Annotated in this window: 17 protein-coding genes; 7 read left to right on the top strand and 10 right to left on the bottom strand. The window is 72.1% G+C overall.

Annotation, left to right across the window (positions count from 1 at the left end):
• Nucleotides 1–174 precede the first annotated feature (174 nt).
• Entirely contained in the window at nt 175–1,005 is an 831-nt protein-coding gene (locus tag POL25_RS30355) for an SDR family NAD(P)-dependent oxidoreductase (RefSeq protein ID WP_272089748.1), read from the top strand.
• 42 nt (nt 1,006–1,047) lie between these two features.
• On the opposite strand, the gene POL25_RS30350 is transcribed toward POL25_RS30355, so the two are convergent.
• On the bottom strand, nt 1,048–4,230 hold the full coding sequence (locus POL25_RS30350; protein ID WP_272089747.1) for a response regulator: 3,183 nt from the start codon (nt 4,228–4,230) through the stop codon (nt 1,048–1,050).
• Nucleotides 4,231–4,448: 218 nt separating this feature from the next.
• Between POL25_RS30350 and POL25_RS30345 the strand changes: the two genes are divergently transcribed.
• Nucleotides 4,449–5,498 carry an alpha/beta hydrolase gene (locus POL25_RS30345; RefSeq protein ID WP_272089746.1) on the top strand — a complete coding sequence of 350 codons (1,050 nt, stop codon included), beginning with the start codon at nt 4,449–4,451 and terminating at the stop codon, nt 5,496–5,498.
• Between the two features lie 13 nt (nt 5,499–5,511).
• On the opposite strand, the gene POL25_RS30340 is transcribed toward POL25_RS30345, so the two are convergent.
• Nucleotides 5,512–6,603: a hypothetical protein gene (locus POL25_RS30340; RefSeq protein WP_272089745.1), complete on the bottom strand. Its 1,092-nt coding sequence runs from the start codon at nt 6,601–6,603 to the stop codon at nt 5,512–5,514.
• Nucleotides 6,604–6,855: 252 nt separating this feature from the next.
• Between POL25_RS30340 and POL25_RS30335 the strand changes: the two genes are divergently transcribed.
• Both POL25_RS30335 and POL25_RS30330 read left to right on the top strand, forming a co-directional pair.
• Nucleotides 6,856–7,230 (top strand): hypothetical protein, encoded by a 375-nt coding sequence (locus POL25_RS30335; RefSeq protein ID WP_272089744.1) that lies wholly within the window; start codon nt 6,856–6,858, stop codon nt 7,228–7,230.
• Nucleotides 7,231–7,433: 203 nt separating this feature from the next.
• Nucleotides 7,434–8,084, top strand: a complete 651-nt coding sequence (locus POL25_RS30330) for a DNA-binding protein (RefSeq protein WP_272089743.1) — start codon at nt 7,434–7,436, stop codon at nt 8,082–8,084.
• Between the two features lie 19 nt (nt 8,085–8,103).
• Here POL25_RS30330 and POL25_RS30325 read toward each other — a convergent pair whose 3' ends face one another.
• From POL25_RS30325 to POL25_RS30315, 3 genes are all read right to left on the bottom strand, one after another.
• Complete coding sequence (locus POL25_RS30325; RefSeq protein WP_272089742.1) at nt 8,104–10,065, bottom strand: IgGFc-binding protein; 1,962 nt, start codon at nt 10,063–10,065, stop codon at nt 8,104–8,106.
• A 321-nt stretch (nt 10,066–10,386) separates the two neighbouring features.
• A complete protein-coding gene (ggt, locus tag POL25_RS30320; protein WP_272089741.1) occupies nt 10,387–12,120 on the bottom strand; it encodes a gamma-glutamyltransferase in 1,734 nt (577 codons plus the stop codon).
• Nucleotides 12,121–12,349: 229 nt separating this feature from the next.
• Nucleotides 12,350–13,915 carry an MYXO-CTERM sorting domain-containing protein gene (locus tag POL25_RS30315; RefSeq protein ID WP_272089740.1) on the bottom strand — a complete coding sequence of 522 codons (1,566 nt, stop codon included), beginning with the start codon at nt 13,913–13,915 and terminating at the stop codon, nt 12,350–12,352.
• 159 nt (nt 13,916–14,074) lie between these two features.
• On the opposite strand from POL25_RS30315, the gene POL25_RS30310 reads away from it, so the two are divergent.
• Nucleotides 14,075–17,086: a poly(A) polymerase gene (locus POL25_RS30310; protein ID WP_272089739.1), complete on the top strand. Its 3,012-nt coding sequence runs from the start codon at nt 14,075–14,077 to the stop codon at nt 17,084–17,086.
• 181 nt (nt 17,087–17,267) lie between these two features.
• On the opposite strand, the gene POL25_RS30305 is transcribed toward POL25_RS30310, so the two are convergent.
• Nucleotides 17,268–19,700, bottom strand: coding sequence for a DUF4215 domain-containing protein (locus POL25_RS30305; RefSeq protein WP_272089738.1), 2,433 nt, complete (start codon nt 19,698–19,700; stop codon nt 17,268–17,270).
• 908 nt (nt 19,701–20,608) lie between these two features.
• Here POL25_RS30305 and POL25_RS30300 point away from each other — a divergent pair.
• Nucleotides 20,609–21,061 carry a GlcG/HbpS family heme-binding protein gene (locus POL25_RS30300; RefSeq protein WP_272089737.1) on the top strand — a complete coding sequence of 151 codons (453 nt, stop codon included), beginning with the start codon at nt 20,609–20,611 and terminating at the stop codon, nt 21,059–21,061.
• Between the two features lie 7 nt (nt 21,062–21,068).
• Here POL25_RS30300 and POL25_RS30295 read toward each other — a convergent pair whose 3' ends face one another.
• Both POL25_RS30295 and POL25_RS30290 read right to left on the bottom strand, forming a co-directional pair.
• Nucleotides 21,069–21,626, bottom strand: a complete 558-nt coding sequence (locus POL25_RS30295) for an NUDIX hydrolase (RefSeq protein WP_272089736.1) — start codon at nt 21,624–21,626, stop codon at nt 21,069–21,071.
• An 82-nt stretch (nt 21,627–21,708) separates the two neighbouring features.
• Nucleotides 21,709–22,221 carry an EXPERA domain-containing protein gene (locus tag POL25_RS30290; RefSeq protein WP_272089735.1) on the bottom strand — a complete coding sequence of 171 codons (513 nt, stop codon included), beginning with the start codon at nt 22,219–22,221 and terminating at the stop codon, nt 21,709–21,711.
• Between the two features lie 266 nt (nt 22,222–22,487).
• On the opposite strand from POL25_RS30290, the gene POL25_RS30285 reads away from it, so the two are divergent.
• Nucleotides 22,488–23,174 carry a trimeric intracellular cation channel family protein gene (locus POL25_RS30285; protein ID WP_272089734.1) on the top strand — a complete coding sequence of 229 codons (687 nt, stop codon included), beginning with the start codon at nt 22,488–22,490 and terminating at the stop codon, nt 23,172–23,174.
• 4 nt (nt 23,175–23,178) lie between these two features.
• Here POL25_RS30285 and POL25_RS30280 read toward each other — a convergent pair whose 3' ends face one another.
• Both POL25_RS30280 and POL25_RS30275 read right to left on the bottom strand, forming a co-directional pair.
• On the bottom strand, nt 23,179–23,853 hold the full coding sequence (locus POL25_RS30280) for a glycoside hydrolase domain-containing protein (protein ID WP_272089733.1): 675 nt from the start codon (nt 23,851–23,853) through the stop codon (nt 23,179–23,181).
• 120 nt (nt 23,854–23,973) lie between these two features.
• Nucleotides 23,974–25,185 carry a hypothetical protein gene (locus POL25_RS30275; protein ID WP_272089732.1) on the bottom strand — a complete coding sequence of 404 codons (1,212 nt, stop codon included), beginning with the start codon at nt 25,183–25,185 and terminating at the stop codon, nt 23,974–23,976.
• Nucleotides 25,186–25,215 lie beyond the last annotated feature (30 nt).

The following is a 25,215-nucleotide window of genomic DNA, read 5'->3' as shown; positions in this document are numbered from 1 at the left end:
ACTTCGTCGACAGCGGCGAGCCGACGCTGACGCCGGCGAGCGACGGTACGGGGGCCGGCGGCGGCTGCTCCTCGCAGGATCCAGGGGCGTGCGCGCCGTGCAAAAGCGGCGGCACGTGCGGGTGGAGGCCGAATGGGCTGGGCCGGGGCCGGCAAAGCTGGTATGCCGGCCGGGATGAAGAGCTTTACCGAAAAGGTCGCGGCGATCACCGGCGCCGGCTCGGGCATGGGTCGCACGCTGGCGCTGGCGCTGGCGCGGCGCGGCTGTCACCTGGCGCTGTCCGACGTGAACGAGATCGGGCTGGCCGAGACGGCGGCGCTCTTGCGGGAGGCGCGGGTCAAGGTGACGACGCAGCGGGTCGACGTGGCCGACCGCGAGGCGATCTTCGCGTGGGCCGACCAGGTGGTGCGCGATCACGGGCGGGTCAACCTGATCTTCAACAACGCCGGGGTCGGGCTCGGGGCCACGGTCGAGGGCATGCGCCTTGAAGATTTCGAGTGGCTGATGAACATCAATTTCTGGGGCGTGGTCCACGGCACGCGCGCGTTCCTGCCGCACCTCAAGGCGGCGGGCGAGGGCCACGTGGTCAACACGTCGTCGGTGTTCGGCCTCATCGGCATCCCGTCGCAGTCGGCCTACAACGCGGCCAAGTTCGCGGTCCGCGGGTTCACCGAGTCGCTGCGGCAGGAGCTCGACATCCTCCGCTGCGGGGTCTCGGCCACCAGCGTGCATCCGGGCGGGATCAAGACCAACATCGCCCGCGCCGGCCGCATCGATCCGAGCATCGCCGCGCTCGGCGGCGACCCGAACAACGCCAACCTCAAGTTCGAGAAGAACTTCATCACCACCGCCGAGGTCGCGGCCGAGACGATCTTGCGCGGGGTGCAGAAGGACAAGCGCCGGGTGCTGGTCGGGCCTGACGCGCACTTCATCGACCTGATGGCGCGCCTGCTGCCGTCGCTGTATCAGCGGCTGACGGTGGCGGTGACGCGCAAGCACATCTGAAGGCGCTCGGCTTGCGCGAGGGGGCTCGCGGACTGGCGGCTGCTACGAGGCGTCGGGATCGCGGGCGGCCTTGCTCGCGGCGGCCTCGAGCAGGGCGCGGACCTCGTCGAGCAGGGCGGCCTGCGAGTAGCTGCCCTTGCGCAGCACCCGGTGCACGCCGGCGCGCAGGAACTCGGCCTCGCACGCGGACAGCTCGCAGGCGGTGATGACGATGACGGGGACGTCGCGCCATTGTGGCTCGGCGCGCATGGTCTGGATGACCTCGAAGCCATCGACCTCGGGCATCATCAGGTCGAGCAGCACGACGTCGGGAATGCCGTCGCGCAGGGCGGCGAGCGCCTCGCGGCCGTCGGCGGCCTCGCGCACCGACCAGCCGGCGCGCTCGGCCAGGCGGCGCAGCAGCTCGCGGACGTCGGGCTGGTCGTCGACCACCAGCACCGAGGCGGGCAGGCTCGGCCGGCGGTAGCGGGCGAGGGTGGAGAGCAGGCGGTCGCGATCGATCGGCTTGAGCAGGTAGTCCGAGGCGCCGAGCGAGAAGCCGACGTCGCGGTCGCTGACGATCGTCATCACGATCACCGGGACCTCGGCGAGCTGCGGGTCGCGCTTGAGGGCGGTGAGCACCGCCCAGCCGTCCATGCCGGGCATGACGACGTCGAGGGTGATGACGTCCGGCGAGACCTCGCGCGCCAGTCGCAGCGCCTCGGCGCCGCTGCGGGCCGGGACCACGCGATAGCCCTCGCGCGCGAGGAAGCGGGCCATGAGCTCCTGGACGACGATCTCGTCGTCGACGACGAGCACGGTCGAGGCGCCCTCGGCGGGTGGCTCGATCGGCGTCGACTCGGTCCATTCGCCGAGCTGCTGGGGCGCCGCGGGGACGGACCTCCGCGCCGGCAGGATCACGGTGAAGCTCGAGCCCTGACCGAGCTCGCTGGTGACGGTGATGTCGCCGCCGAGCATGCGACAGAACCGGCGCGTGATCGCCAGGCCGAGGCCGGTGCCGCCGAAGCGGCGGGTGGTCGAGTCGTCGACCTGGGTGAAGGGCTCGAACAGCGCGCCGATCTTGCTCTGCGGGATGCCGATGCCGGTGTCGCGCACGACGAAGCGGAGCTCGTCGACGCCGGCGTCGAGGTCGACCACGCGCGTGGCCTGGAGCAGGATCTGGCCGCGGCTGGTGAACTTGGCGGCGTTGCTGAGGAGGTTGTAGAGGATCTGCCGCAGCCAGGTGCGGTCGGTGTGGAGCACGCCGACGTCGGGGTCGACCTCGACGACGAACACGCTGCGGTGCTTGTCGGCCAGCGGCCGCAGGGCGCCAGTGACCTCGGCGGCCAGCTCGGCGAACATCACCGGCCCCAGGTGCGCGTCGAGCTTGCCGGCCTCGATCTTGGAGAGGTCGAGGATGTCGCTGATGACGGTCAGCAGGTGCGCGGCGGCGCCGTGGATCTTGGCGAGGTCGCGGACCACCTCGCGCTGGCCGGCCTCGGCGGCGTCGTCCTGCAGCAGCTCGGTGTAGCCGATGATCGCGTTGAGCGGCGTGCGCAGCTCGTGGCTCATGTTGGCGAGGAAGGTGCTCTTGGCCCGGCTGGCCTCGAGCGCGCGGTCGCGGGCGGTCGACAGCTCCTCGTTGAGGCGCTGCAGCTCTTGTTCGCGCTGCAGGCGGGTGGCGACCTCGGCGTGCAGCTCGGCGGTGCGGGTGCGGAGGCCGTCGATGAGCTCGCCGAGCTGGGCCACCATCGCGTTGAAGGCCCGCGTCAGCTCGCCGACCTCGTCGTGCGCGCCCTCGCTGGCGCGCGCTGTCAGGTCGCCGGCGCGCATGCGCGTGACCGCGGCGGTGAGCCCGAGGATCGGCCGCGACAGCACGCTGCCGACGGCGAACGCGACCCCGGACACCAGCGCCGCGATCAGCATGGCGATCAGCTTGGCGTCGCGGTCGCGGGCGCGCAGCGGCGCCAGCAGGGTCGAGGCGTCGATCGTCGCGGCGATCCGCATGCCGTGGCGCCCGGGTGGTTGCAGCTGCGTCACCCGCTCGCCCGGTGATTCGTGGACCGCGGCGAGCGGGGTCGCCTCGGCGCCGGCGCGCAGCGCTGGCTCGCCGTCGGGGGCGAGCACCAGCACGCCGACGCCGTCGCCGACCACGCTCGAGAGCCGGCCCAGGGCCTCGCGCAGCGGCGCGGCGGCGTAGCGAATACGCAGCACCGCCAGCCGGGCGCCGTCGCGGCCGAGCAGCGGCACCTCGACCTCGAAGGCGCCGTTGCGCAGCCCCACGCGCACGCCCGTGCGCACGGGCTCCTGCGGGGTCGTGTGCGCGACGTCGAGGTCGCCGACCGAAGCCCACACCTCGCCGTCGTCGCCGAGGACCACCGCGCCGACGGCCGGCCGGAGCGGGCGCTCGGTCAGCGCGACGATTCCGGCGGCGGCGCGGCGGCGGCCGTCGATGTCGGGGCCGGCGGCGGCGAGGTCGGCCTGGCGAGCGTCGCTGGACGCGAGCGCGGCCGCGTCGTAGAGCGCCGCGTCGAGCGAGCCGGTGGCCGCCAGCGCGACCTGGCCGAGCTGCGCTTCGGCGCGGCTCACCAGCTCTTTGCGCAGGTCGGAGCCGCCGAGCCCCGCGTGCAGCGCGACCCCGCCGAGCGACACGAACAGGAACGCGATCTGCAGCTTGGTGGCCAGCGGGAACTGCTTGAAGTCGCGGACGACGAGCAGGGCCAGGGCGACCATGCCGACCGACGTCATGATCAGCAGCCACGTCTGAAACAGCGGGAAGACGGCCTGAAACGGCGGCTGCAGGGCCTCCACGGCGATCAGCGCGATGCCGATCAGCGTGATCGCCAGCATCGTGCGGTTGACCTCGCGGAACGACAGCACTCCGGGCGCCAGCGCCAGAGCGGTGATGAAGCCGGTCAGCGCCAGGCTGCCGGCGGTGCCCGCCATCAGCAGCGAGCACAACACGACCGCGACCGTCATGACGCGAATGGCGGCGCGGGCCGCCCCGTCGAGCTCGCCGGCCCGCGCGCGCGGAATGACCACACGCCAGTAGGCCGCGACCAGGCCGAGCAGGACGACGATGACGCCGTCGAGCTGCCACATGTGCGCGAGCAACACGGTGATCGCGGTGTTGCCGGCCGCCGCGATCAGGCAGGCGATCACGAGGACCTGGGCGCTGAGGAGGATCCGCCGCTGGAGCTCCCGGGCCCGCGGCCCCGTCATGCCGAGCGGGGTATGATCATTCATGGGGCGCATCCGACACGTCGGGCGTGGGGCCCCGGCGCCCCGGGGCCGGTCTCCGCCCCGTGACCACATTCAGCGCAGCGCGTGGGATGCCCAAAGGTCCCGCGAATTGTCTTGGCTGCGGCGCCGCGGGCTTGTAGCTTGATCGTGCGGCGTCGCTGGCGGGGCCGTGCGGCCCTGGTCGTCGCGGCCGCGACCCCGGCGAATCATAGGAGGACGAGATGAGCGCACGCAAGGGAGCTCGCGCGGCGGGTGCACTGATGGTAGCAGCAGCGGCGAATCTGCTGCCTGTCCCGGCCGCCGAGGCCGGGCTTTTGCCAGTGAGCGTCAGCCTCGGCAAGCGTGTCGAATTCGTGGTCACGCTGTCCGACGACCAGGACTACACGGTCGTCGGGCATTTGTCCATGAAGCTCGGCGGCGCGTGCGGGCTGTGGCACGATCGGACGCTGCAGGTGGTCCTGCACGGGGGGACGTACGACAGTGAGTACTGGGACGGGCCTCGCATCAACGGCGAACGCTACTCGTATGCCGACTACATGACGGCGCGCTGCTACGCGGTCCTGGCCCTCGACATGCTGGGTGCCGGCGCGTCGAGCGCTCCGCCCGGCGATCTGGCCGACCTCGCTGAGAGCGCCAGCGCGCTCGAGCAGGTGCTGACGCGGGTGCGGAGCTTCGGTCTGTTCGGCGATCCGGTGTTCGACAAGGTGGCCCTGGTCGGCCACTCGATGGGCACCATCACCTCGGTGTACGCGCTCGGCAGCTACGGGCCGATCGCCGACGCGCTGGTGGCGACCGGCTGGGCCCACGCGCCGCGCATCATCCCGATCGATCCGGAGGCGTTCGCCGAGCCGCTGCAGCAGCCCTACGTGGCCTTCTCGCCGCCGGTGCGCGAGCTGCTGTTCTACTATCCGCCGACGGCGGACCCGGACGTGATCGCGTACGACAACGCCAACATGGTCTCGGGGCTGCCGCGTGGGTTGTTGCTCGACGTGCTCGACATGATGACGGCGCTGGCGATCGGCGATCCGGAGGCGATCGTCGGGTTGTCACGCGTCGACCAGGTCGAGGTGCCGGTGCTGTCGCAGCTCGGCGAGCACGACCTCATCGCCTCCGCCTCCGTCGCCGCCGAGGAGGCCGCGTTTTACAGCGGCGCTCCGGCGGTCACGGTGCAGGTGCTGCCGGACATCGGCCACGACTTCAACCTGCACCTGAACCGCGAGGTCGGCTGGGCCCAGATCGACGCCTGGCTGGCGGCGACGCTGGGTCAGTAGCGCGGGCGAATTCTCAGTGCTTCACCAGCGCCGCGAGGCGGTCGGCGAAATCCGCGTAGTCGCGCTGGGCGTCGACGATGATCGCGCTGGCCTCGCGCTGGCCGCGGGCGGGGAAGAACTGCTCGGCGAGCGCGGCGATCGCCGGTTGCGGTGATTCGCCTTCGGTCGAGCCGTACTCCACGACCTCGTAGGGCCCGATCCCCGCGGCCAGCAAATGCAGGAAGTCGGCGAGGTCGGAGGCCACCGCGCCTCGCTCGCCCTCGGAGCCGAGGAACACCACCGGCTGGTCCGCCAGCGGCCGCGCGGCTCCGTCGTCGTGTTGCACGATCCAGAAAGCCACCAGCCCGCCCGACCCGTCCTGCGCGAACACCCGGAGCTCGTGCTCCGCCGCCTTGTTGCCGGTCCACGCCGCCGGGCCGCCGGCCTCGATCTCCGACAGGACCTCGAGGTCGATCTCGCCGAGGCCGTCGCTGCCCTGCAGCTCGAACAGGGCGGCGAGCGGCGCGGGCAGCGGCTCGTTGCCCGGCGCCTTGCGGCCGCGGCGCGGGAACTGCCGCGGCGCCGGCGTGGGCTCGCTGGCCTTCGCGTCGCTCGCCAGCTGCGCGAGCGCCGGGTCGTCCTCGGCGAGCTGCACGAGCTGCAGCTGGACCTCGGCGAAGCTGTCGTCGTCGGGGTCGTAGAGGAACACGACCTCTTGCCCGGCCTCGCGCCGCACGACGTGGCCGCGGTACATCGGCGTGCTCCACGAGCCGTCCTCGAACTGCTGCGCCAGCGTCCTGGCCTGCGCCTCGGGCAATCCGACGTCGAGCTCGCCGGCGATGCGCCCGGTGAACGACGGGCGGAAGTCGACCGACGCGAGGTAAGCGACGTACTTGCCGCCCTCGCGGCGCGGCGGGTAGCAGCCGGGCAGCAGCACCTCCGCCTGGTAGTTGAGGGTGAAGCCGGCCTCCTGGTCGCGCACGTCGTACAGCATGTCGAGCTTGGTGACGATCGGCGGCGGCTTGAGGCCGCGGGCCGCATGGAACGCGACGACCGCGGGGTCGTCGGAGCGCTTGCCGAGGAGCTGGGAGACTCGCGCGAACACGTCGTCGGGGGGGTGCGTCATGGCGGAGGGAGGGGACGGCATCGGCGCCGGGCTTGTCAAGCCGCGGGCCTCGGCGACGCCGGCTGACGCGGGATTCATGCGGCGACGATGGCGGACTTCCGGTGGCATGAATGAGGGCATGCCGCAGGGTGCATCGATGGTGCGGCGCGAGTCGGGGACCGCCCTGGGGCCGGCTCCGCGTTCGCGGACGAACGACGCTTTCGCGAGTCTCCGTGCGACCTGGCCCGGAAGGCGACGTCCTTGTCCCACGAGATGACCTCGACCCCAGCTCGCCGCTCCTTCAACTCGACCACCTTCGCCGCCGGGTTCCTCGCGCTCGTCGCGCTGCTCGTCGCCGGCGCCGGCATCAGCGACTATCGCAAGTTCCAGGGCACGAGGGCCGAGACGGCCGAACGGCTCGAGGCCGCGGACGCCACGCTCGCTCAGGTGCGGTACGACCCGCAAGGCAACGTGCTGCCGGAGGACCGCGAGCAGTACAGGCGCGCGATGTCGACGCTGGAGAGCGGCACGGGCACGCTCCGGATGTTGCGCGCGAGCGAGGCGAACACCTATCCGTACATCGGCGGCGGGGCGCTGGCGTTCCTGGTGTTCGCCTTCATGGCCGTGCGCAGCACCCGGCGGAAGTAGTCGCGCGCCGCCGCAGGACATGCACGTTCGGACATGCCCGTAAGGGCATGTCGATAAGAGCATGTTATGAAGAACATGCTCTGGAGGCCATGTGGCGAAATCCGGCGTTCGCTCCCGTGGAGCCCGGTGGGCGCGAGCGCGCAGGGGGGCCGCCGTTGACTGTCGAGCTCGCTCGGACGCCGGCGTCGGCGTACAATCGGTTGATGCTCCGCCTCGCGCTCCGCTCCACGCTCGCCGCTGTCTGTCTGATCTCCTGCCGCGAGCCGGCCGAACCGGACCTCTCGATCGCCGCGGCGCGCGAACAGGCCGACGGCAGCGAGGTGACGGTCAAGGGCCATGTGTCGGTGGCGCCGGGGACCTTCACGTCGGCGACCTTCGAGCACGGCTTCGCCATCGCCGACGGCGGCGCGGGCATCTACGTGAAGATGGACGAGGCCGCGACGCTGGCGCTGGGTGACCGCGTGGAGGTGACCGGGGTGCTCGGGCAGATGGCGAAGATGCGGGTGGTGACGGCCGAGCCGGCCGGGGTGGCGGCGCTCGGCGAGGCGATGGCAGTCGCGCCGGAGGCGGTCGCCACCGCGGACGTCGACGAGGAGGTCGAGGGCCGGCTGGTGAAGGTCACCGGCGCGGTGACGCAGGGCTTCGTCGACGACTCGCCGTACGGCTACAAGCTGTGGGTCGACGACGGCTCGGGGCAGATCCAGATCTTCGTGCACGTGTCGGCCGGCTTCGACGCGGCGGCGCTGCAGGCGATCGTGCCGGGGCAGACGCTGGCGGTCACGGGGCTGGCGTTCCAGTACGAGGACACGTACGAGGTCGCGCCGCGCTCGCCGGCGGACCTCGTGGTGCAGTGATTCGCCGGGCCGCCGCGGGTCACTGCGGGATGATGATCACGTCGTTGATGAGCTGGACGTTCATGCCGGCGGGGTAGCCGTAGGAGACGTTCTGGGTGAAGACGGTGGTCTTCGGGCTGCCCCAGCCCCAGATCCACATGCCGAAGCGGCCGTCGCTGGTGATCTCGTGGCGGCCGGTCGAGCAGCCGGCGACCGGCTGGAAATCACCGGTGCTGAGGTCGACGCGGGTCCACTCGTAGTCACCGACGGGCTGCCAGCCGCCGACGACGCCGCTGCAGTCGAGCGTGACGTCCTCGAACACGTCAGCCTCGGTCTTCTTGCGCACGAGCACGAGGTTGGTCTCGGGGTAGGTCGGGTCGGTGAAGAAGACGTAGCGCGGCAAGTACTGGTCGACGGGGACGCTGATGACGTAGTCGGAGTCGCCGTGGCCGCTGAGGTTCGGCTGCCAGCCCGAGCCGCTCATGTAGGTGAAGAGGAAGAAGGGGTGCTCGTCGTCCTGGCTCTCGACCACGAACGGGGTGGCAGTGACGAACTCGACCTTCTGCCCGCGAGCGAGGTTGGTCGGCCCGCCGACGTCGCCGCTCCACGTCAGCTCGGTGCCGTCGACCGCGCCGACGACCCGCCACATCGCCGGCTCGTTGACGCGCGGGCGGTGCATGACGCCGACGTACTCGCTGCCGAGCGCGCGGATCGGCGGGATCATCTGCTCGGCGTGGTCGGAATAAGGGGTGCCGACGGGGGCCTGCATGCCGGTGTGGCCGCCCATCAGGCCGATCGGTTTGTCGGATTGAATGACGCTGCCGGTCAGCTCGGCACCCTGGGTCAGCTGGGCGTGCTGGCCAGCGTTGAGGGTGAACTCGAGCGGGACGCCGGGAGGGCCGCCCGGGATGCCGCCGCCGCCAGCGAGGGCGACGACCGGCTCGATGGTGACCTTGGTGCCGTCGCTGTGAGCGACGATGTTGGCCGAGGGCTGACCGACCGAGGCCTGCAGCGAGTTGATGACGATGTAGTTGGTGTCCCAGGCGCTGGTCGGCAGGAGCAGCGAGGCGCCGGTGACGGCCGCGCTGCCGCCCCCGTAGGGGTTGATCTGGTAGGCGACGACGGGGACGTCGGCGCTGATGCGGAAGCTGTCCCCGAGGCCAGTACCGGCGACGGCGGCGCCCTGCGGGACGGCGCTGTCGACCGGACAGGGCGCGGAGCCCTGCATGGGAGCGCCCTTGGGCCCGGCGAGGAAGAGGATGGCGACCTCGCCAGGCGCGAGGCCGGCGTCGGCGTCGTAGGGGCCGTAGGTGAGGCCAGGGCCCATGCCGCTGGGGATCCGCGCAAACTTGGCGATGTCGAGGGTCTGGCCCTGGCGAGTGACGGCGAGCTTGGCAGGGGTGTTCCAGGTGTTGGCGACGAAGGCGGCGAAGCAGCGCGACTGGGGGCCGTCGTGGTGCTGCATGAAGGTGGCGTAGTACTCGCAACCGACCGATTGTTTGCTGTTCTCGGCGGCCTGACAGGCGTTGATGCAGGCGACGAGCTCGGCGTCGCAGCCGTCGGTGCCCTCGCAAGTGGCGATGGGCTGACCGTTGCAGGTCTCGATGCCGTGCAGGTCGGCGGTGCACTTGATGCAGGTGCCGTCGGTGTCCTCGGTGGTGCCGCGGCTCGGATCGATCGTGGTGACGTCGGTCTCGGTGCCGGTGGTGACGACGGGGCCGGTGGTGGCGTCGGTGGTGGAGGTGGAGGTCGTGCCGGTGGTGGTGGGGGACTCGGTGGCGCTGACGCTGTCGGTGCCGCCGAGCGTGTCGGTGCCGGTGCCAGTGGTGATCGAGGCGGTGCCGACGTCGGTGGTGGGGCCGTCGGTGACGCTGGTCGGGGTGGTGAGCGTGGTGGAGGCGCTGCTGCTCTCGGTGGCGACGCCGCTGTTGTCGCCGCAGGCGGTGGAGAGCGCCGACAAGACCAGAGACGCGCGAGTCACGAACGGGCGAAGCGAAGCCATCGACATGCGACCATCCTACCAGCGGGGGCCGGCCCGCTCGCGCGGCGCGACCCGCTGGCAGGACCGGCGCGTCCACACATCGATGAGGCGCGTTTTCGGCGCGGACGCCCGTCCGCGGCGACGACGGCCGTCGCGCATGTCGGAAGGCCCGCACCCTGCACGACACGCTCGCGGCCGCGGGGCGCCGAATCGGGACATGCACTTGAGGACAGGTGGTGACGCTCGCGGTCCGCGCGGCGCACGGGCCGGGTCGCGCTCGCCGCAGCGGGCGGAGGGTCGACGACACTGCGGCGTCCGCTGGCCGCGTTGGTGACAATGAATTCAGTCGGCGCGGGTGAGGCCGACGGCGACGCCGTCGCGGCGCGGGTCGGCGACGCCGACGTAGGTGTCGCCCTCGATGGCGATGAGGCCGACGTCGCCGACCTCGAGCGGTTCGTCGCGGAAGCGATGGCCGAGCTGCTCGAGCTCGCTGCGGACGGCCGGCGAGAGGTCGGCCTCCCAGCGGATCTTGTCGTCGCAGGCGGCAGCGAAGACCCGCGGGCGGGCGATCGCGTGCTCGAGGTCGAGGTCGTACTCGAGCAGGTCGAGCAGGACTTGGGCGACGGCGGCGATGATGCGCGGGCCGCCAGGCGAGCCGATGACGTAGGCGGGCTGGCCGTCCTGGAGGACGAGCGTCGGCGCCATGCTGCTGAGCGGGCGCTTGTTCGGCGCGGGCGAGTTGGGCCGCCCGGGCAGGGGGTCGAAGTCGGTCAGCTCGTTGTTGAGGAAGAAGCCGTGGCCGGGCAGCAGGCGACCGGTGCCGTAGTGCTGCTCGATGGTGACGGTGAAGGCGACGAGGTTGCCCCAGCGGTCGGCGACGTCGACGTGGGTGGTCTGCGGGTCGCCGTTCAGGAATTCGAGGGGCGCGAGCGCGGGCGCGGCCCCGGCGAGCGCGCCGGGCGGGATGGGGCAGGTGTCGGCGTCGAAGTCGATGAGGGCGGCGCGCTGCTTGATGTACTTGGGGGCGAGCCAGCCAGCGAGCGGGATGTCGACGAACTCGGGGTCGCCGAGCCAGGCGTTGCGATCGGCGAAGGCGAGGTGCATGGCCTTCAAGACGGCGTGGTAGCGGAGGCTGGAATCTTCGGGGTACTGGCCGAGGTCGAGCCGGTCGAGCAGCGCGAGCATCTGCAGGACGGTGAGGCCGCCGGAGCTGGGCGGGGCGACGGTGACGAGCTCGTAGACGCCGTAATTGCCGCGCACGGGCTCGTCACGGGTGATGGCGTACTTTTTGAGGTCGGCCATCGTCATGCCGCCGCCAGCGGCGTCGACCTCGGCGACGAAGGCCTCGCCGATCGGGCCGCGATAAAAGGCGTCGATGCCGTCCTCGGCGATGAGGCGCAGGGTGTCGGCGAGCTCGGGCTGAACCAGCAGGTCGCCGATCGCCAGCGGCTCGCCGCCGGGCAAGAAGCGGGCGCTGGCGGCCGGATTGGCGGCGAGCACGGCCTCGTGCTCGCGCAGGCTGGCGGCCATGAGCCGGCTGACGATGACGCCGTGCTCGGCGAGCTCGATCGACGGGGCGATCAGCTCGGCGAGAGGACGGGTGCCGAACTCGAGCCGCGCGGCCTCGATGCCGGCGAGCGCGCCAGGGACACCGACAGCGACGCCGAGCGTGCGCCGCTTGGCGAATGCGATCGGCTCGCCGTTCTTCTTGAGGAACATTTTTGGCCTGGCGCTGGCAGGGGCGCGCTCGCGGCTGTCGAAGACGGTGACTTCGTCGGTGGCGGCTTCGTAGACGAGCATGAAGCCGCCGCCGCCGATGCCGGAGTAGCCGGGCTCGGCGACGCCGAGGGCGAACTGGACGGCAATCGCGGCGTCGACGGCGTTGCCGCCGTCGGCGAGGACCGCGGCGCCGACCCGCGCGGCCTCGTTGCTCGAGGAGACGACCATGCCGTGCTTGCCACCGACGATCGGGCCGATCGCGGTCGCTACCTCGGCGGCGCGGGCGTGGACCGGCAGCGCGAGGAAGCAGAGCGCGACGATGGATTGGTAAATAGAATGGAGCGGTGCGGGGCGCATGGCGGAGCGCAGGAGCATGGCATGTCGCGGATCGGCGGCAACCGAGTTCGACGGTGCGGCGACTGCATGCATGCGCCGCGAGCGAGCGGCTGGGGCCGCGCCGAGCCCGGGCGGGCGACTGTGATGAATGCTCGCGTCGCTCGCGGACGAGCGACTGTGATGAATCGAGACCGGCCCGGGAGCCCGCGTGAGACGCGGGCGACTGTGGTGAATGTCCCGGGGCTCGTGGTCAGGAAGCGCGCCGGCGCCGGCGCAGCAGGCCGGCGAGGGCGAGCAGGGCCAGCGGGCCGCCGGCCGAGGCGTCGCTGCGGCAGCCGCAGCCGCCGTCGTCGTCGGTGGCAGGCGCGGTGTCGCCGGCGGTGTCGCTGGCCGACGCGGCGGTGGTCCCTGCGGTCGGATCGGTGGTGGTCGAGTCGCCGGAATCACCGGTGGTCGGGTCGCTGGAATCACCGGTGGTCGGGGCGCCGGAATCACCGGTGGTCGGGGTGCCGGGATCGTCGGTGGTCGAGTCACCGCCGGTCGATTCGCCGGTGGTCGAGGTCTCGCCGCCGCTGCCGCCGGGGACCGGGAGGCCGCCGTTGCAGCCGTCGCCGTCGTACTCGATCGCGCCGATGTCGGGCGCGCCGTCGTTGCGATCGTTGCCGCAGTAATCGTCGGTGACCTCGGGCACGGCGAGGCCGAGGCCGACGATCGCGGCGCCGTCGACGAGCGTGAAGTCCTGGGCGGCCGGGTCGGCGAACCAGGCGGCGAACTGCTCGAGGGTGGCCTCGACGAGGTTGTTCTGCTTGTCGGTGACGGCGCCGTCGCGGTCGCGGATCTTGCCGTTCATGAGGTTGTTGTGGACGACGCCGGTGGTCTCGGCGAAGCGCATGTCGATGCCGGCGGTGTTGTAGAGGGTGTTGTTCAGAATCTTCGAGTCGGCGCCGGCGTTGATGTAGATGCCGACGTCGGCGGGGCAGTTGAGGACGATGTTGTTGCGGATGATGCCGCGCTCGTGCTCGGGCTTGCAGGCGCCGTCCTCGCAGATCATGTCGGGCCCCGAGCCGCCGCCGCCGAGCGAGAGGCCGAGGCGGACCTGGCCGCTGTGGAGCAGCTCGCACACGACGAGGTTGCGCTCGATGAGGCCGTCCTTGGCGTGGCCCTTGAGGAAGGCGGCGTAGCTGATGTTGTCGCCGCCGCCCTTGGCGTGGTCGTGGATGAAGTTGCCGCGCAAGACCCACCGCTGGCCGCCGACGACGTCGATCGGGGTGACCGGGTTGGCGGTGTCGCGCGGGGCGTCGTTGTAGAATTCGTTGTACTCGACGACGACGTCGTCGGGGTGCTCGTAGGCCATGTCGGGGCCGATCGGCTCGCCGTTGCCCTTGATCATGGCGTTGAAACCGTGGAGGCGGTTGCCGACGATGTGGGTGTGGCTGGCGGCGCCGGTGATGTGAAAGGCGTGCTCGCAGTCGCTGTCGGCGGCGCAGATGCCCTCGATGTCGAGGCCCTCGAACTTCCAGAAGGGAGCGCGCACGTGGAAGCCCTCGAGCGAGTCGAGGCGCAGCCTGGCGGCGCCGGGCTCGGCGGCGCGCACGACGATCGGGGCGTCGGCGGTGCCGGGGGTGTTGCAGGCGATCTTGCTCTGGTGGACCTCGTAGTCGCCGGCGGCGAGGACGATGGTGTCGCCAGGCTGAGCCGCGGCGACAGCGGCGAGGAAGGCCTCGACGTCGGCCACCGGGACGTCGGCGGCGTGGGCCGTGGCGCTGGTGAGGACGACGGCGAGAGGAGAGATCGCGAGCATCGGCAGGCGCTGCATGCGGGCGACGGTAACACCGCAGGCGGGGGCGCCGGTGCGCGGCAGGGCGCGCGGCGGATCGCAGATGCAGGCGCGGGCGCGCGGGCGCGCGAGGCAAACCGCTTGCTTCGCCCGGCCGCGCTGCCTAGCCTCGTGACCCCGCGATCGCGGGAGGTCGTCATGGCGAAGCAGCGCGAGAGGCAGGGGCTCCGGCCGGTGCAGGACGTGGTCGGGCGGCTCCGCTTCGACGCGGCGTTCGACGTGCGCCAGTTCGTGGTCGGGTACGAGGAGCGGTTCGCGGGGGTGCGCGAGGCGCCGCTGGCCGAGTTCCTGGCCGGCGACAACGAGATCCCGTGGCACCGGATCTTCTTCATCAAGGCCGGCGAGCTGGTGGTGTGGGATCGCCGGGCGCGCATCGACCTGGTCTTCGGGTCAGGTGATAGCCCGGCCGCCGACCACCCGGCGATCGCCCGCGCGTGCGCGCCGACGCCGACGATCGCGGCTCCGCCGACGCGGCGCGGCAAGGCGCGCGGCGGGCCGGCGGCGTTCGTGGCGCGGCCGTGCTTCCGCTTCGATCGCCGCAGCGGGGCGTGGCTGCCGGTGCCGGCGACCGGGCTGCACGAGGCCCGGGTCGAGGCGCTGCAGGTGGCGACCTACAACGTGCTGTTCGACCTCTACGAGCCCGAGCAGCTGTACACCGAGGCGCGCACGCCGGCGTGCCTCGAGCTGCTGCGCGAGCGCGACGCCGACATCGTCGCGCTGCAGGAGGTGACGCCGGGGCTGTGGGCCGCGCTGCTGGCGGCGCCGTGGCTGCGCGATGGTTACTACGTGTCCGAAGGGCCAGACGCGGAGGGGCTGCAGCCGTACGGGCAGGTGCTGCTGTCGCGCTGGCCGCTGGCGCTCGAGCTGCACGCGTTCTCGGAGCGCAAGCGGCTGGTGGTCGGGCGCTTGCAGGTGGCGGGGCGACGGCTGGCGGTCGCGGCGGTGCACCTGACGAGCAACCGCAAGGCCGACGCGGACGACCGCCGCGCCGAGCAACTGGGGGTGCTGGTCGAGCGGCTCGGCCGGGCCGATGTCGACGACGCGCTGGTGCTCGGCGATCTCAACTTCGGCGACGGCGAGGAGGACCGGCAGCTGGCGCGCGCGGGCCTCGTCGACGTGTGGCGCGAGGTCCATCCGCATCACCCGGGCTTCACGTTCGACCCGGTCGCCAACCCGCTGGCGGCGCTGGCGAGCCGCACCGGGCGGGCGGCGCGGTTCGACCGGGCGCTGGTGCGCTCGCCGGCCGGGGCGCTGGCGGCGGTCGACGCCACGATCTTCGGGGACAGGTCGTTCGGGACAGGTCCCGAGGGACAGGAGCGGTTCGTGTCGGATCACTTCGGCCTGTGCGCGCTGCTGCAGGTGGTCGAAGGCGCCGACGCGGCGGCGCGCCGGGCCCGACTGGCCGCGGCGACGCCGGTGCACCGCAGCGCGCTGGTGGTGATCCCGCCGGCGTCGGCGTGGCCGGCGATCGAGGCGATCCGCGTGGACCACGACCCGAGCCACGGGCGCTGGATGCCGCACATCAACTTGATCTACGGGTTCGTGCCGGAGGCGCTGTTCGCCGCGGCGGCGCAGGCGTTGACGACGGCGCTGCGCGAGCTGTTGCCGCTGCGGATCGTGTTGAAGGAGCTGCGCCGGTTTGACCACCGCGGCAGCACGACGGTGTGGCTCGAGCCGGTCAGCGATCCGCCCGGGGCGTTGATGGCGCTGCAGGCGGCCGCGGCGGGGCTGTTCCCGCTGTGCGACGAGCAGTCGTCGCGCGGGCCGGGGTTCACGCCGCATTTGACGATCGCCAGACTGACGGGCAGCGAGGCGGAGATCGCGGCCGCGATGGCGCGCTGGCAGGCGAGCTGGCGGCCGCTGGAATTCACGGTCGAGGCGGTGCACCTGATCGGCCGCGGGGAGGAGGGGCCGTTCGAGATCAAGGCGACGGTGCCGAGCTGTCCTGAGGGACAGGCGGTTCTGTTGCCGTCGTTCGCTCGCTGGCCGTCGCCGGCGCACGAGCGGGTCGCGGGGGTGTTCGCGCGAGCGACGGCGGCGGTGCACGCGGGCTCGCAGCTGCATTTGGTCGGCTCGGCGCGGCTGGGAGCGGCGCGGCCGGACGGTGACCTCGATCTGGTGTGGGCCGGCTCGGACGGGGCCGAGCGCGAGCCGCTGTTCGCGGCGCTGACGGAGCGGCTGGCCGCGGCCGGCGAGCTGCAGGGCGTGCGCACGGTCAAGAGCGGGGGGCTGCCTGTCCTGAAGTGCAGGTTCGAGGGGGTCGCGGTCGATCTGCAGGTCGCCGACTTGCCGCCGCCGCTGCAGGCGCGAGCGCTGGGGTCGCTGGCCGCGGACGAGCTGGCGACGCTCGACGAGGCCAGCCGCCGCGCGGCGCTGGCCTGCATCGATGCCGACGCGCTGGTGGCCCTCGTGGGCGAGCACTACGAGGCCGAGGTGTTCCGCGAGACGCTGGCGCGGGTGCGGGCGTGGGCGCGCGCGCGTCAGCTCGACGTCGGGGCGTGGGGGCTGCTCGGCGGCTATACGTGGGCGCTGCTGACGGCGTGGGCGCTGCGCGCGGCCGGGGAGGCCGAGGTGGCGGCGGAGCCGGCGGCGCTGCTGCGGTATTTCTTCATGCTGCTGTCGGCGCGCACGCCAGGGGCGGCCATCGCGTTCGGAGCGCCGCCGGAGCCGCGGAGCGGCGGGCGCAAGCCGCTGTGGCCGATCTGGACCCCGACGCCGCCGTCCTTCAACTCGGCGCGCCACGTGATCCGCTCGACGCTGGCGCTGCTGCACGCGGAGCTGCGCCGCGGGCACGCGCTGGCCGGCGCGGGCGATCCGTCGCTGATCAGCGCGGTGGATCCGGCCCAGCATCCGGCGCGCGTCGAGCTGACGCTGATCGGGGTGGGCGAGGCGGCCGGCGAATGCATCGGCTGGCTCGAAGGACATGTGATGTGGTTGCTGCTGGCGCTCGAGGACGCGGGGGCGCGGGTGCGGCCGTACCCGCGGCCGCTGGGCGCGGGCGCGCTGCGCTGGGCGATCGGGCTCGAGGGCGGGGAGGCGGCGGCGATCGAGGCGGCGGGGGCCGCGTTCGCCGGGAGCTTCGCGGCGTGGGAAGGGCGGCCGGCAGAGGCCGAGCTGCAGGTCCGGCGGGTCGAGCCGGCGGGAGAGTGAGCGCCGGCGCGCCCGGAGGTCCTGCGGCCGATGTCATGAGATGTCCACACGGACATGCTCTCAGGAGCATGTCCGGTTGGACATATGATTGGATAAGATCTGCGCGTCGCGTCGGGTCCTCGAGGGCTCGGGGCGACGCGCGGATCGATGCTTCGGGCGAGGCGCTGCGGCCTCGGCGGGCTCAGGGCACGTTGGCGGCGCCCGGGGTCGGGGTGTTGACGAACTTCCAGTCGACGCTCATCTGGTTGGTGTCGATGCCGTTGGGGATCCGGCTCAGCGACCCGGGGTTGTTGGCGGAGTCGACGAGGTTGGCGGGCGTGCCCTCGACCAGGTTGAAGGGGCCCACGCCCATGAAGTTCACGCCGTTGATCTCGCCGGCGTAGGAGAGGGCGTCGATGTACTGCTTGCTCGGGACGTGGACCAGCGCCACGCCGTCGGGCGAGCCGTTCTGGAGGATGACGCTCATCATGTTGGCGACCAGCTTGAGCTGCCCGGCCGGGACCGTCACGTTGCCCCAGATGACGACGAGGTACTGCCCCGCGGCGAGCGAGGGGAACGACGCGCCGAGGTCCACCGCCGAGTAGGGCGCGTTGCCGTTGCCGTTGACCGGCACCAGCCAGTGGCCGGCGAGGCTCACCGGGCCGCTCGAGACGTTGTAGATCTCCACGAACTCGGCGTTGTCCGTGCCCGGCTGGTCGTAGTCGACCTCGTTGATCACGAGGCATTGCTTGGGGCACGGGCCGCCGCAGTCGACGCCGAGCTCGCCGGCGTTTTGGGTCCCGTTGGCGCACAGGCCGACGGTGCAGGCGTTGGTGCAGGCGTCGTTGTCGTTGGCGTTGGCGTCGTCGCACTGCTCCTGGCCGGCCCAGACGATGCCGTCGCCGCAGGTCGCGGGCTTGCAACTGTCGGTGCAGGCGTCGGTGGCGACGGTGTTGGCGTCGTCGCACTGCTCGACGCCGGCGTGCAGGAGGCCGTCGCCGCACTTGGCGTCGAGGCACCCCAGCACGCAGGCGTCGGTGTCGACCATGTTGCCGTCGTCGCACTGCTCGACGCCGACGTGGAGGAAGGTGTCATGGCAGGCGGCGAGCTTGCAGGTGGCGAGGCAGGCGTCGCTGTTGGAGAGGTTGCCGTCGTCGCAGGTCTCGCCGGCTCCGGGCTGGACGAAGTTGTCGCCGCAGACGGGCAGGGTGCACATCGAGGTGCAGGCGCCGGTGTTGTCGTTGGCGCCGCCGAGGTCGCACTGCTCGCCGGGCTGCTTGACGCCGTCGCCGCAGGCGGCCGGCTTGCACGCGGAGGTGCAGGCGTCGTCGTCATTCAGGTTGCCGTCGTCGCAGCCCTCGCCGGGGCCGAGGTCGCCGTCGCCGCAGATGTTGGCCATGCAGCCGGCCTTGCACGCCTTGCCGGGGCCGTTGTTGGGGCCGTCGTCGCACTGCTCGACGCCGCCGTGGACGAGGCCGTCGCCGCAGGTCGCGTCGGCGCAGAGCAGGGTGCAGGCGCCGGTGTCGCTGTTCTGCGGCCCGAGGTCGCAGCCCTCGCCCTCATTGGTCTGCTCGAAGCCGTCGCCGCAGGCGGGCAGCTTGCAGAGGTCGGTGCAGCCGTCGTCGTTGTCGCCGTTCTGGGCGTCGTCGCAGGCCTCGCCGGGGTCGAGCTCGCCGTTGCCGCAGCCCTCGAGCTTGCACGTCGCCGAGCAGCCGTCGCCGGGGTCCTGGTTGCCGTCGTCGCAGGCCTCCTCGGGGCCGGCGTCGCCGTCGCCGCAGAGGTTGAGCGTGCAGTCGGCCTTGCACGCCTTGCCGGGGCCGTTGTCGCCGCCGTTGTCGCACTGCTCGAGGCCGTCGCCGGTCGAGAACACGTGGCCGTCGCCGCACACCGCGAGCTTGCAATCGCCGGTGCAGGCGGCCGCGTCGGCGTTGGCCGGGCCCTCGTCGCACTGTTCGCCGGCGCCGGTCTGCAGGTGGCCGTCGCTGCACGCGGGCAGGGTGCAGGCCTCCGTGCATTCGTCGGTGCTGTCCATGTTGGCGTCGTCGCACTGCTCGGCCGGGCCGACCACCCCGTCGCCGCACGAGGCCAGGGCGCACATATTGCTGCAGTCGTCGTCGTCGACGTCGTTGCCGTCGTCGCAGCCCTCGCCGGGGCCCTTGGCCCCGTCGCCGCAGACGTTGTCGGTACAGTCGGCTTTGCAGCTGTTGCCGTCGGCGTTGTCGGCCCCGTCGTCGCAGGCCTCGTCAGGGCCGGCGTCGCCGTCGCCGCAGACGTTGAGGACGCAGGCGGCGTTGCAGCTCTTGCCGGCGCCGTTGTCGGCCCCGTCGTCGCACGCCTCGCCGTCGTCGAGCATGCCGTCGCCGCACACACCGTCGCCGCCGGTGGTCTCGGTATCGCCGGTGGTGGTCGTCGTGGTCGCGGTGTCGGTGGTGGTGGTGACGTCGGTGGTCGAGGTCGTGGGGATCGTCGTCGTCGTCGGCGTCGTGGTCTGGGAATCGGTGGTGGTGTCGGTGCCGCTGCTGCCGCTGGTCGCGTCGGTCTCGTTGGTGGGCGGAGTATTGGGGCAGGCCGTCAGCCACAGGCAGCCGACCAGAGCGAGGGTAACGGGACGATCTATGATTCGCATGCGCTGCATCGGGCGGACCCTACCACAGCGCGCGGTGACGCCGTTCGCCGGGCATCGTGGGCACGTGGAGCATGGCGGTGATACGCGGCGGTAGCGAGGCGTTCGCGAGGACTGTCGGCGTGGAGCCAGACGCGGGTGCGAGGACGGGGCAGGTCCGCGAGAGCAGTCCGCGGTCCATCGAAAAGCTTGCTGGGCTGTCACGGGGAGGACGCGGTCGAGGCAGATCTCTCCGGGCGGCCGGCGGTGCGGGGAGCTGGGTCCAGTGTCGACAATGGTTGGGCGTACCTCGAATCCGCGGCGGCGGGCTCGGCCGTGGGGTGGCGCGATTGATGGGGGCGCAGTGCGACGAATGAGGCGACACACGCGGCGCACATGCGGGCGGTGTGGGTCGGGCGTGGGGGCCCGCGCCCGCCCGGCGCGACGGGTCGGCGGTGCTCGCATTGGCGGCGAATGCTGTGAGTACGTCGTTGGGCGGTGAAACGGGGCCTCGCGGGCGCGCCGGGGCGGGCGTGCAAGCGGCTGCGCAGGCAGATCTGCGGTGCGGCTCAGGCGGCTGGGTCGCCGGCGAATCCGTTGGCAGCCGCTGGCGTGCGCCCGTGTCGGTCCACACGCGCCGAGGCGTCACCGTCGCGGACGGTTGTGGGCACGGGCGGCGGGCACCCACGCAGGGCGAGTCAAAGCATTCGCCGGGGCGCGGGCGCGAGCCCGGCGGCGCCGCGGTCCGGTCGCGCTCGCGCTGTTGCGGGCCTTCAGGACGGCTTCGACGGCCGCGCCGGCCCCGCACGACGCGAGTATGATGCTCGGCGATCGCGTCGGCGGTGTGCCGGCAGGTCGCCCGGGACGTTTGGCAGGTCGGTCGCGGACATGCGGCGAATGGGCGTTACGAATCGATGGCGCGGCACAGCGGGAGGACCACCATGAAATCGAGTCACGTCAAGTTCAGCGTCTCGCACCTCACGGCCCAGGCGATCGTGTTCGCCGTGGTCGAGCGGGCGCGTTCGCTCGGGGTGCCGCATTCGGTGGCGGTGGTCGACGCCAACGGGCTGGTGATGGCGCTGTGTCGCATGGCCGGGGCGCCGCTCGTCAGCACCGAGGTGGCGCAGAGCAGGGCCTTCGCGGCGCTGTTCGGGGCGCCGACCAGGCGCGAGGCGCTGCCCGCCGGTGGGTCCCGGCTGCCGCGGGTGGTGTCGATCGGGGCGGGGTCGCCGATCGTGCTGGCAGGCCGGGCCGTCGGGGCGATCGGGGCCAGCGGCGGGACGGCCGAGCAAGACCTCGACTGCGTGCTGGCCGGGCTGGCGACGCTGCGCGAGCGGGCGGGGCGGCGCACGGGTGGAGCGGTGGAGGAGCGGCGAGCCGGGCTGGATCGTTGAGCTGTCCTCAGGGCCAGGTGACTCGGCCCTCGTACGACAGCCACCAATAGAGGCCGCAGATGACCATCGAGTTGATCACGGTGTCGCCGATCTGCGGGCGCAGCTCGGCGGGGTCGCAGAGGACGACCTCGATGTCCTCGCCCTCGTCGAAGGCGGTCTCGCCGGTGCGGCGGCAGCCCTCGGCGAGCACGGTGAAGCAGCGGTTGGTCTGGTAGGCGGCGTTGGGGGCGACCTCGCCGAGGCGGACGATCGAGGCGGCGGAGTAACCTGTCTCTTCGAGCAGCTCACGCGCGGCCGCCTGTTCGGGCGTCTCGCCCGGCTCGATCGCGCCGGCCGGCAGCTCGAGCTCGAAGCGGCGGGTGCCGTGGCGCCACTGACGGACCAGGACCAGCTGCCGCTCCGGCGTCAGCGCGATCAGGTTGACCCAATCGGGCGTGTCGAGGGTGACGTAGGGCCGCAGGCTGCCGGTGCGCGGGTGCTCGGCCTCGATCTCCTGCAGGCGGAAGATCGGCGTGGTCGCCAGCTCGCGGCTGGCGCCGTAACGGAAGGGCTTCAACGTGGTCACGCGGGTGCTCCGCGGCCGACGTTAGCACGCGGCCGGGGAGCGCCGCGGCGGGCGAAGTCGCCAGCCGGCGGGGCCGCTGCGCTCAGGCGTCGTGGCGCAGGCGCGCGCCGAGCTGGCGGATCGAGTCCCAGGCCATGTAGGCGTAGCCGAGCAGCCACGGCAGGTTGGGCGCGTAGAACAGGAAGAACGTGTAGGGCGACTGGTACCGCATGTCCGGGTAGCCGGTGACGTGCGCGGCCCAGAAGTAGAGCACCACCGAGTAGGCGAGGTACGAGCCGACCACGAGCTGGAGGATGTGGCGGTAGTACACGCGCTGGACGATCGCCCACAGCAGCCAGACGTTGACGATCTGGGTGACGAACACGTTGATCTGCTCGAGGCCGATCGCCATCGGCGTGACCTTGTCGAAGTACGCCCGGTCGGCGTCGCCGTAGATCTGGAACAGCCGAGCGAACAGCTCGTGGTCGGCGCGAGCGACCAGGCTGTCGTTGAAGACGATCCAGTAGAGCTCGAGCGAGAAGGCGATGCAGAGGAAGAACGCCAGCAGGCCGATGATGACGCGGTCGCTCATGGACATTTTGTCGGGCGTGGACATGGGCGGCGGAGTCTAGAGGCCGGGCGCGCGCGGCGTTGCCGACCAGATCACACTGCGCGGCGCGGCCGCCGATGCTTCGGGTCGATTCGCGGCGATCGCGGGGGCTGCTCGCTGCAGGCGCGGGCCGACCTCGACGTGGCGCGCGTGCCTGCGGACGATCTGCGGCGAGGACGGCGAGAGGGCGGCGCCCGGGGGGTCCTGCGGCCGCTGGCAGCGGCGGGGGTTCGGCAGATCCGCGCGCGCCTGGCGGGGGCTAAACTCGGCGCGTGGTCGCCGTCCACCCGGAGGAGTTCTTTCAGCTGCCGCTCTACTTCGACCTCGGCGCGACGCTGCTGTTCGGGCTCAGCGGCGCGCTGCTGGCCGCGCGTCGCGGCTATGACCCGGTCGGATTGTTCGTGGTGGCGCTGGCGACCGGGGTCGGCGGCGGGCTGCTGCGCGACGGGCTGTTCTTGCAGCAGGGGCCGCCGGTGTGCGTGCAGGACGGGCGCTATCTGCTGGTGGTGCTGATCGCCAGCGTGTGCGGCTATTTCTTCGCGGCGGCGCTCGACCGGATCCGCGGGATGTTGTTCGTGGTCGACGCGATCGGGCTCGGCACGTACGCGGTGGTCGGGGTGCAGAAATCGCTGGCGATCGGGCTCGGGATCGGCGCGGCGTGCTTCATCGGGGTGATCAATGCCGTCGGCGGCGGGCTGCTGCGCGACGTGCTGGTGCGCGAGGAGCCGTTCTTGTTCAAGCCGGGCGAGTACTACGCGCTGGTCGCCGGCGCCGGCGCTTCGCTGTTCTGCGGGCTCACCGTGGCGCTCGAGCTGCCGCCGCCGCGCGCGGCGGCGCTGGCGATCGCGGTGACGTTCTTGCTGCGGGTGGTGTCGCATCGCCTCGGCTGGACCACGCCGGCGGCGCGCACGGGGCCGCACGCGCGCGTGGAGGCGCCGCTGCGGCCCGACAAGGAGTGAGCGCTCAGCTGACGGGCAGGTCGCCGGGGCCGACCCACCAGGTGGGCAGGTCGCCGAGGTCGTCGGGCTGGGTCGCGTCGTGATCGATGTGGATGCCGTGCACGAGGTCGTTGGCGGGCGGCAGCTGCAGCATCTGATAGCCGCGGGTCTGGACTTCGACGGTGGTGATGCCCGATTTCCAGTAGTTGCGGAACTTGAGGCCGCGGTACAGCTGCGCGCTGGTCAGCGGCAAGCGGCCGACGTAGAGGCCGGGCGTGAAGCCGGCGGCGGCGACGGCCTTGTACCAGGCGTTGCCGTAAGTGAGGATGTTGTTGGCCGGCGCGCTGGGGTCGACGCCCTCGACGTCGGTCCACACCGTGAGCTGCGGCGGCGCGCCGATCTCCTGCAGGTGGCGCACTGCGAGCGCGCCGTCGCTGCTGCCGAGCGCCGCGGTCGGCGACCAGCCGGAGCGGCGCACGTGCTGGACGATCATCAGCGCCAGGCCGGCGCCGAGGATCGCCTCGACCTCGGCGCGCGAGATGTCGCTGTCGCCCTCGCTCTCGCTGTGGCTGACGTAACGGACGCAGAACCTGTAGCCGTCGGCGACGAACTTGCGCGCCACGTCGGCGGCGACCACGACGTTGGTGTCGAAGCCCCGCGCCGCCGCGGCGCCCGCGACCTTCCCGTATCGATCACTCATGAACGCTTTTCCCCTGGTCGCCATGATGCGACGAGCGGGGCCGGGGGCGTCAAGTCGCGGGTCCGCGCCCGGGCGCGCGGAGGTGACCGCGGCAATCGTGGCAGCGGCGCGGCGGTGCCGTCATTGCGGGATGGGCGGCGGGGCCTCGAAGCCCTGGACGATGTAGATCCGGTCCTGCCCGGCGCCCCAGGTCAGGAACATGAAGTCGCCGGTGAGCGGCTCGAAATAGGCGCCCCAGGGGCTCGGGAAGTCGAGGTAGAAGTCCTTGCGCGACTCGGCCAGCGGGTCGCCCTGGGCGTCGACCTGGTAGACGCCGACAGTCCCGGCCGACCACTCGGAGACGATCAGGTGGTCGACGTCGAACCCGGGCGAGCCCTTGGGCACGTAGGCGAAGCCGCCGGGGCCGAATTGCAGGGTGGCGGTCTGCTGGGCGTTGGCGAGGGTGAAGGTGTTGCCATTGGCGGTGCGGTCGAGGTGATACCAATTGCCGCCGGGCCAGGTGATCGTGCGCATGCCGCCGGCGTCGGCGAAGCCCGGGGGCACGAAGCCGAGGCCGCTGACCGAGTTGACGACGCCGAGCGAGGCCATGTCGGTGGTGACGGCGGGGGCCATCTGGCCGGGCAGCAATTGACCGATCTGGTTGATCGGCCAGGCGGTGTAGAACATCAGGCCGGAGTCGACGAGCGCGAGGTTGGCGTCGACGTAGGGGGTGTCGGCGACGACCTGGGCGACGCCGTTGAAGCCGACGATGTGGTCGCAGTCGCCGCGCACGACCTCGATCGCCCACACCTTGCCGGTGGCGGTCTCGGAGTCGCCGGCGACGAGCAGGAGGTTGGGATCCTCGTTGGAGATGACGCAGCCGCCGAGGCGCGAATCGACGGGGATGCCGGGGACCTGGCCGAGCTCGTAGGTGGTGTAGAGCCCGGCGAACTCGGGCGCGAGCACGACGTCGGGCCCGGCAGGGGTCGGCGGCTGGTCGCCGCACGCAGGCTCGCCGGTGGTGGTCGTGGTGGTGGTGGTGGTGCCGGGATTGACGGTGGTCGTCGAATCGTCGGTGGTGAAGACGGTGGTGGTGCCGGGCTCGCCGGTGGTGGTCGTCGAGGTCGCGGGGTCGGTGGCGCTGGCGGGCAACGAGGTGGCGCTGGCGGTGGTCGGCGGGTCGCCTTCGGTGGTCGAGCCGGTCGCGCTCGTGCCGGTCGGATCGACGGCGGTGCCGCCGGACGGATCGCCGGTCGGGTCGCTGGTGTCGGTCGTCATCGTGCCCTGATTGCCGGGACAGGCCGCGACGGCGAACCCCGTCACCACCACTGCGATCGTCGTGAGCCGCTGCATCGCCGCGATTCTACGCCGGTCCGCGCCCAG

It is taken from the genome of Nannocystis bainbridge (assembly GCF_028368995.1).
GTDB lineage: Bacteria > Myxococcota_A > Polyangia > Nannocystales > Nannocystaceae > Nannocystis > Nannocystis bainbridge.
The sequence above is the reverse complement of the archived record's forward strand: the minus strand, read 5'-3'. Positions and strand labels throughout refer to the sequence as shown.

Bases quoted from the DNA above. Each gene is read 5' to 3' on its own strand.
- POL25_RS30355 (WP_272089748.1), top strand. From the start codon at position 175: ATGAAGAGCTTTACCGAAAAGGTCGCGGCGATCACCGGCGCCGGCTCG.
- POL25_RS30350 (WP_272089747.1), bottom strand. From the start codon at position 4,230: ATGAATGATCATACCCCGCTCGGCATGACGGGGCCGCGGGCCCGGGAG.
- POL25_RS30345 (WP_272089746.1), top strand. From the start codon at position 4,449: ATGAGCGCACGCAAGGGAGCTCGCGCGGCGGGTGCACTGATGGTAGCA.
- POL25_RS30340 (WP_272089745.1), bottom strand. From the start codon at position 6,603: ATGACGCACCCCCCCGACGACGTGTTCGCGCGAGTCTCCCAGCTCCTC.
- POL25_RS30335 (WP_272089744.1), top strand. From the start codon at position 6,856: ATGACCTCGACCCCAGCTCGCCGCTCCTTCAACTCGACCACCTTCGCC.
- POL25_RS30330 (WP_272089743.1), top strand. From the start codon at position 7,434: ATGCTCCGCCTCGCGCTCCGCTCCACGCTCGCCGCTGTCTGTCTGATC.
- POL25_RS30325 (WP_272089742.1), bottom strand. From the start codon at position 10,065: ATGGCTTCGCTTCGCCCGTTCGTGACTCGCGCGTCTCTGGTCTTGTCG.
- ggt (WP_272089741.1), bottom strand. From the start codon at position 12,120: ATGCGCCCCGCACCGCTCCATTCTATTTACCAATCCATCGTCGCGCTC.
- POL25_RS30315 (WP_272089740.1), bottom strand. From the start codon at position 13,915: ATGCAGCGCCTGCCGATGCTCGCGATCTCTCCTCTCGCCGTCGTCCTC.
- POL25_RS30310 (WP_272089739.1), top strand. From the start codon at position 14,075: ATGGCGAAGCAGCGCGAGAGGCAGGGGCTCCGGCCGGTGCAGGACGTG.
- POL25_RS30305 (WP_272089738.1), bottom strand. From the start codon at position 19,700: ATGCAGCGCATGCGAATCATAGATCGTCCCGTTACCCTCGCTCTGGTC.
- POL25_RS30300 (WP_272089737.1), top strand. From the start codon at position 20,609: ATGAAATCGAGTCACGTCAAGTTCAGCGTCTCGCACCTCACGGCCCAG.
- POL25_RS30290 (WP_272089735.1), bottom strand. From the start codon at position 22,221: ATGTCCACGCCCGACAAAATGTCCATGAGCGACCGCGTCATCATCGGC.
- POL25_RS30280 (WP_272089733.1), bottom strand. From the start codon at position 23,853: ATGAGTGATCGATACGGGAAGGTCGCGGGCGCCGCGGCGGCGCGGGGC.
- POL25_RS30275 (WP_272089732.1), bottom strand. From the start codon at position 25,185: ATGCAGCGGCTCACGACGATCGCAGTGGTGGTGACGGGGTTCGCCGTC.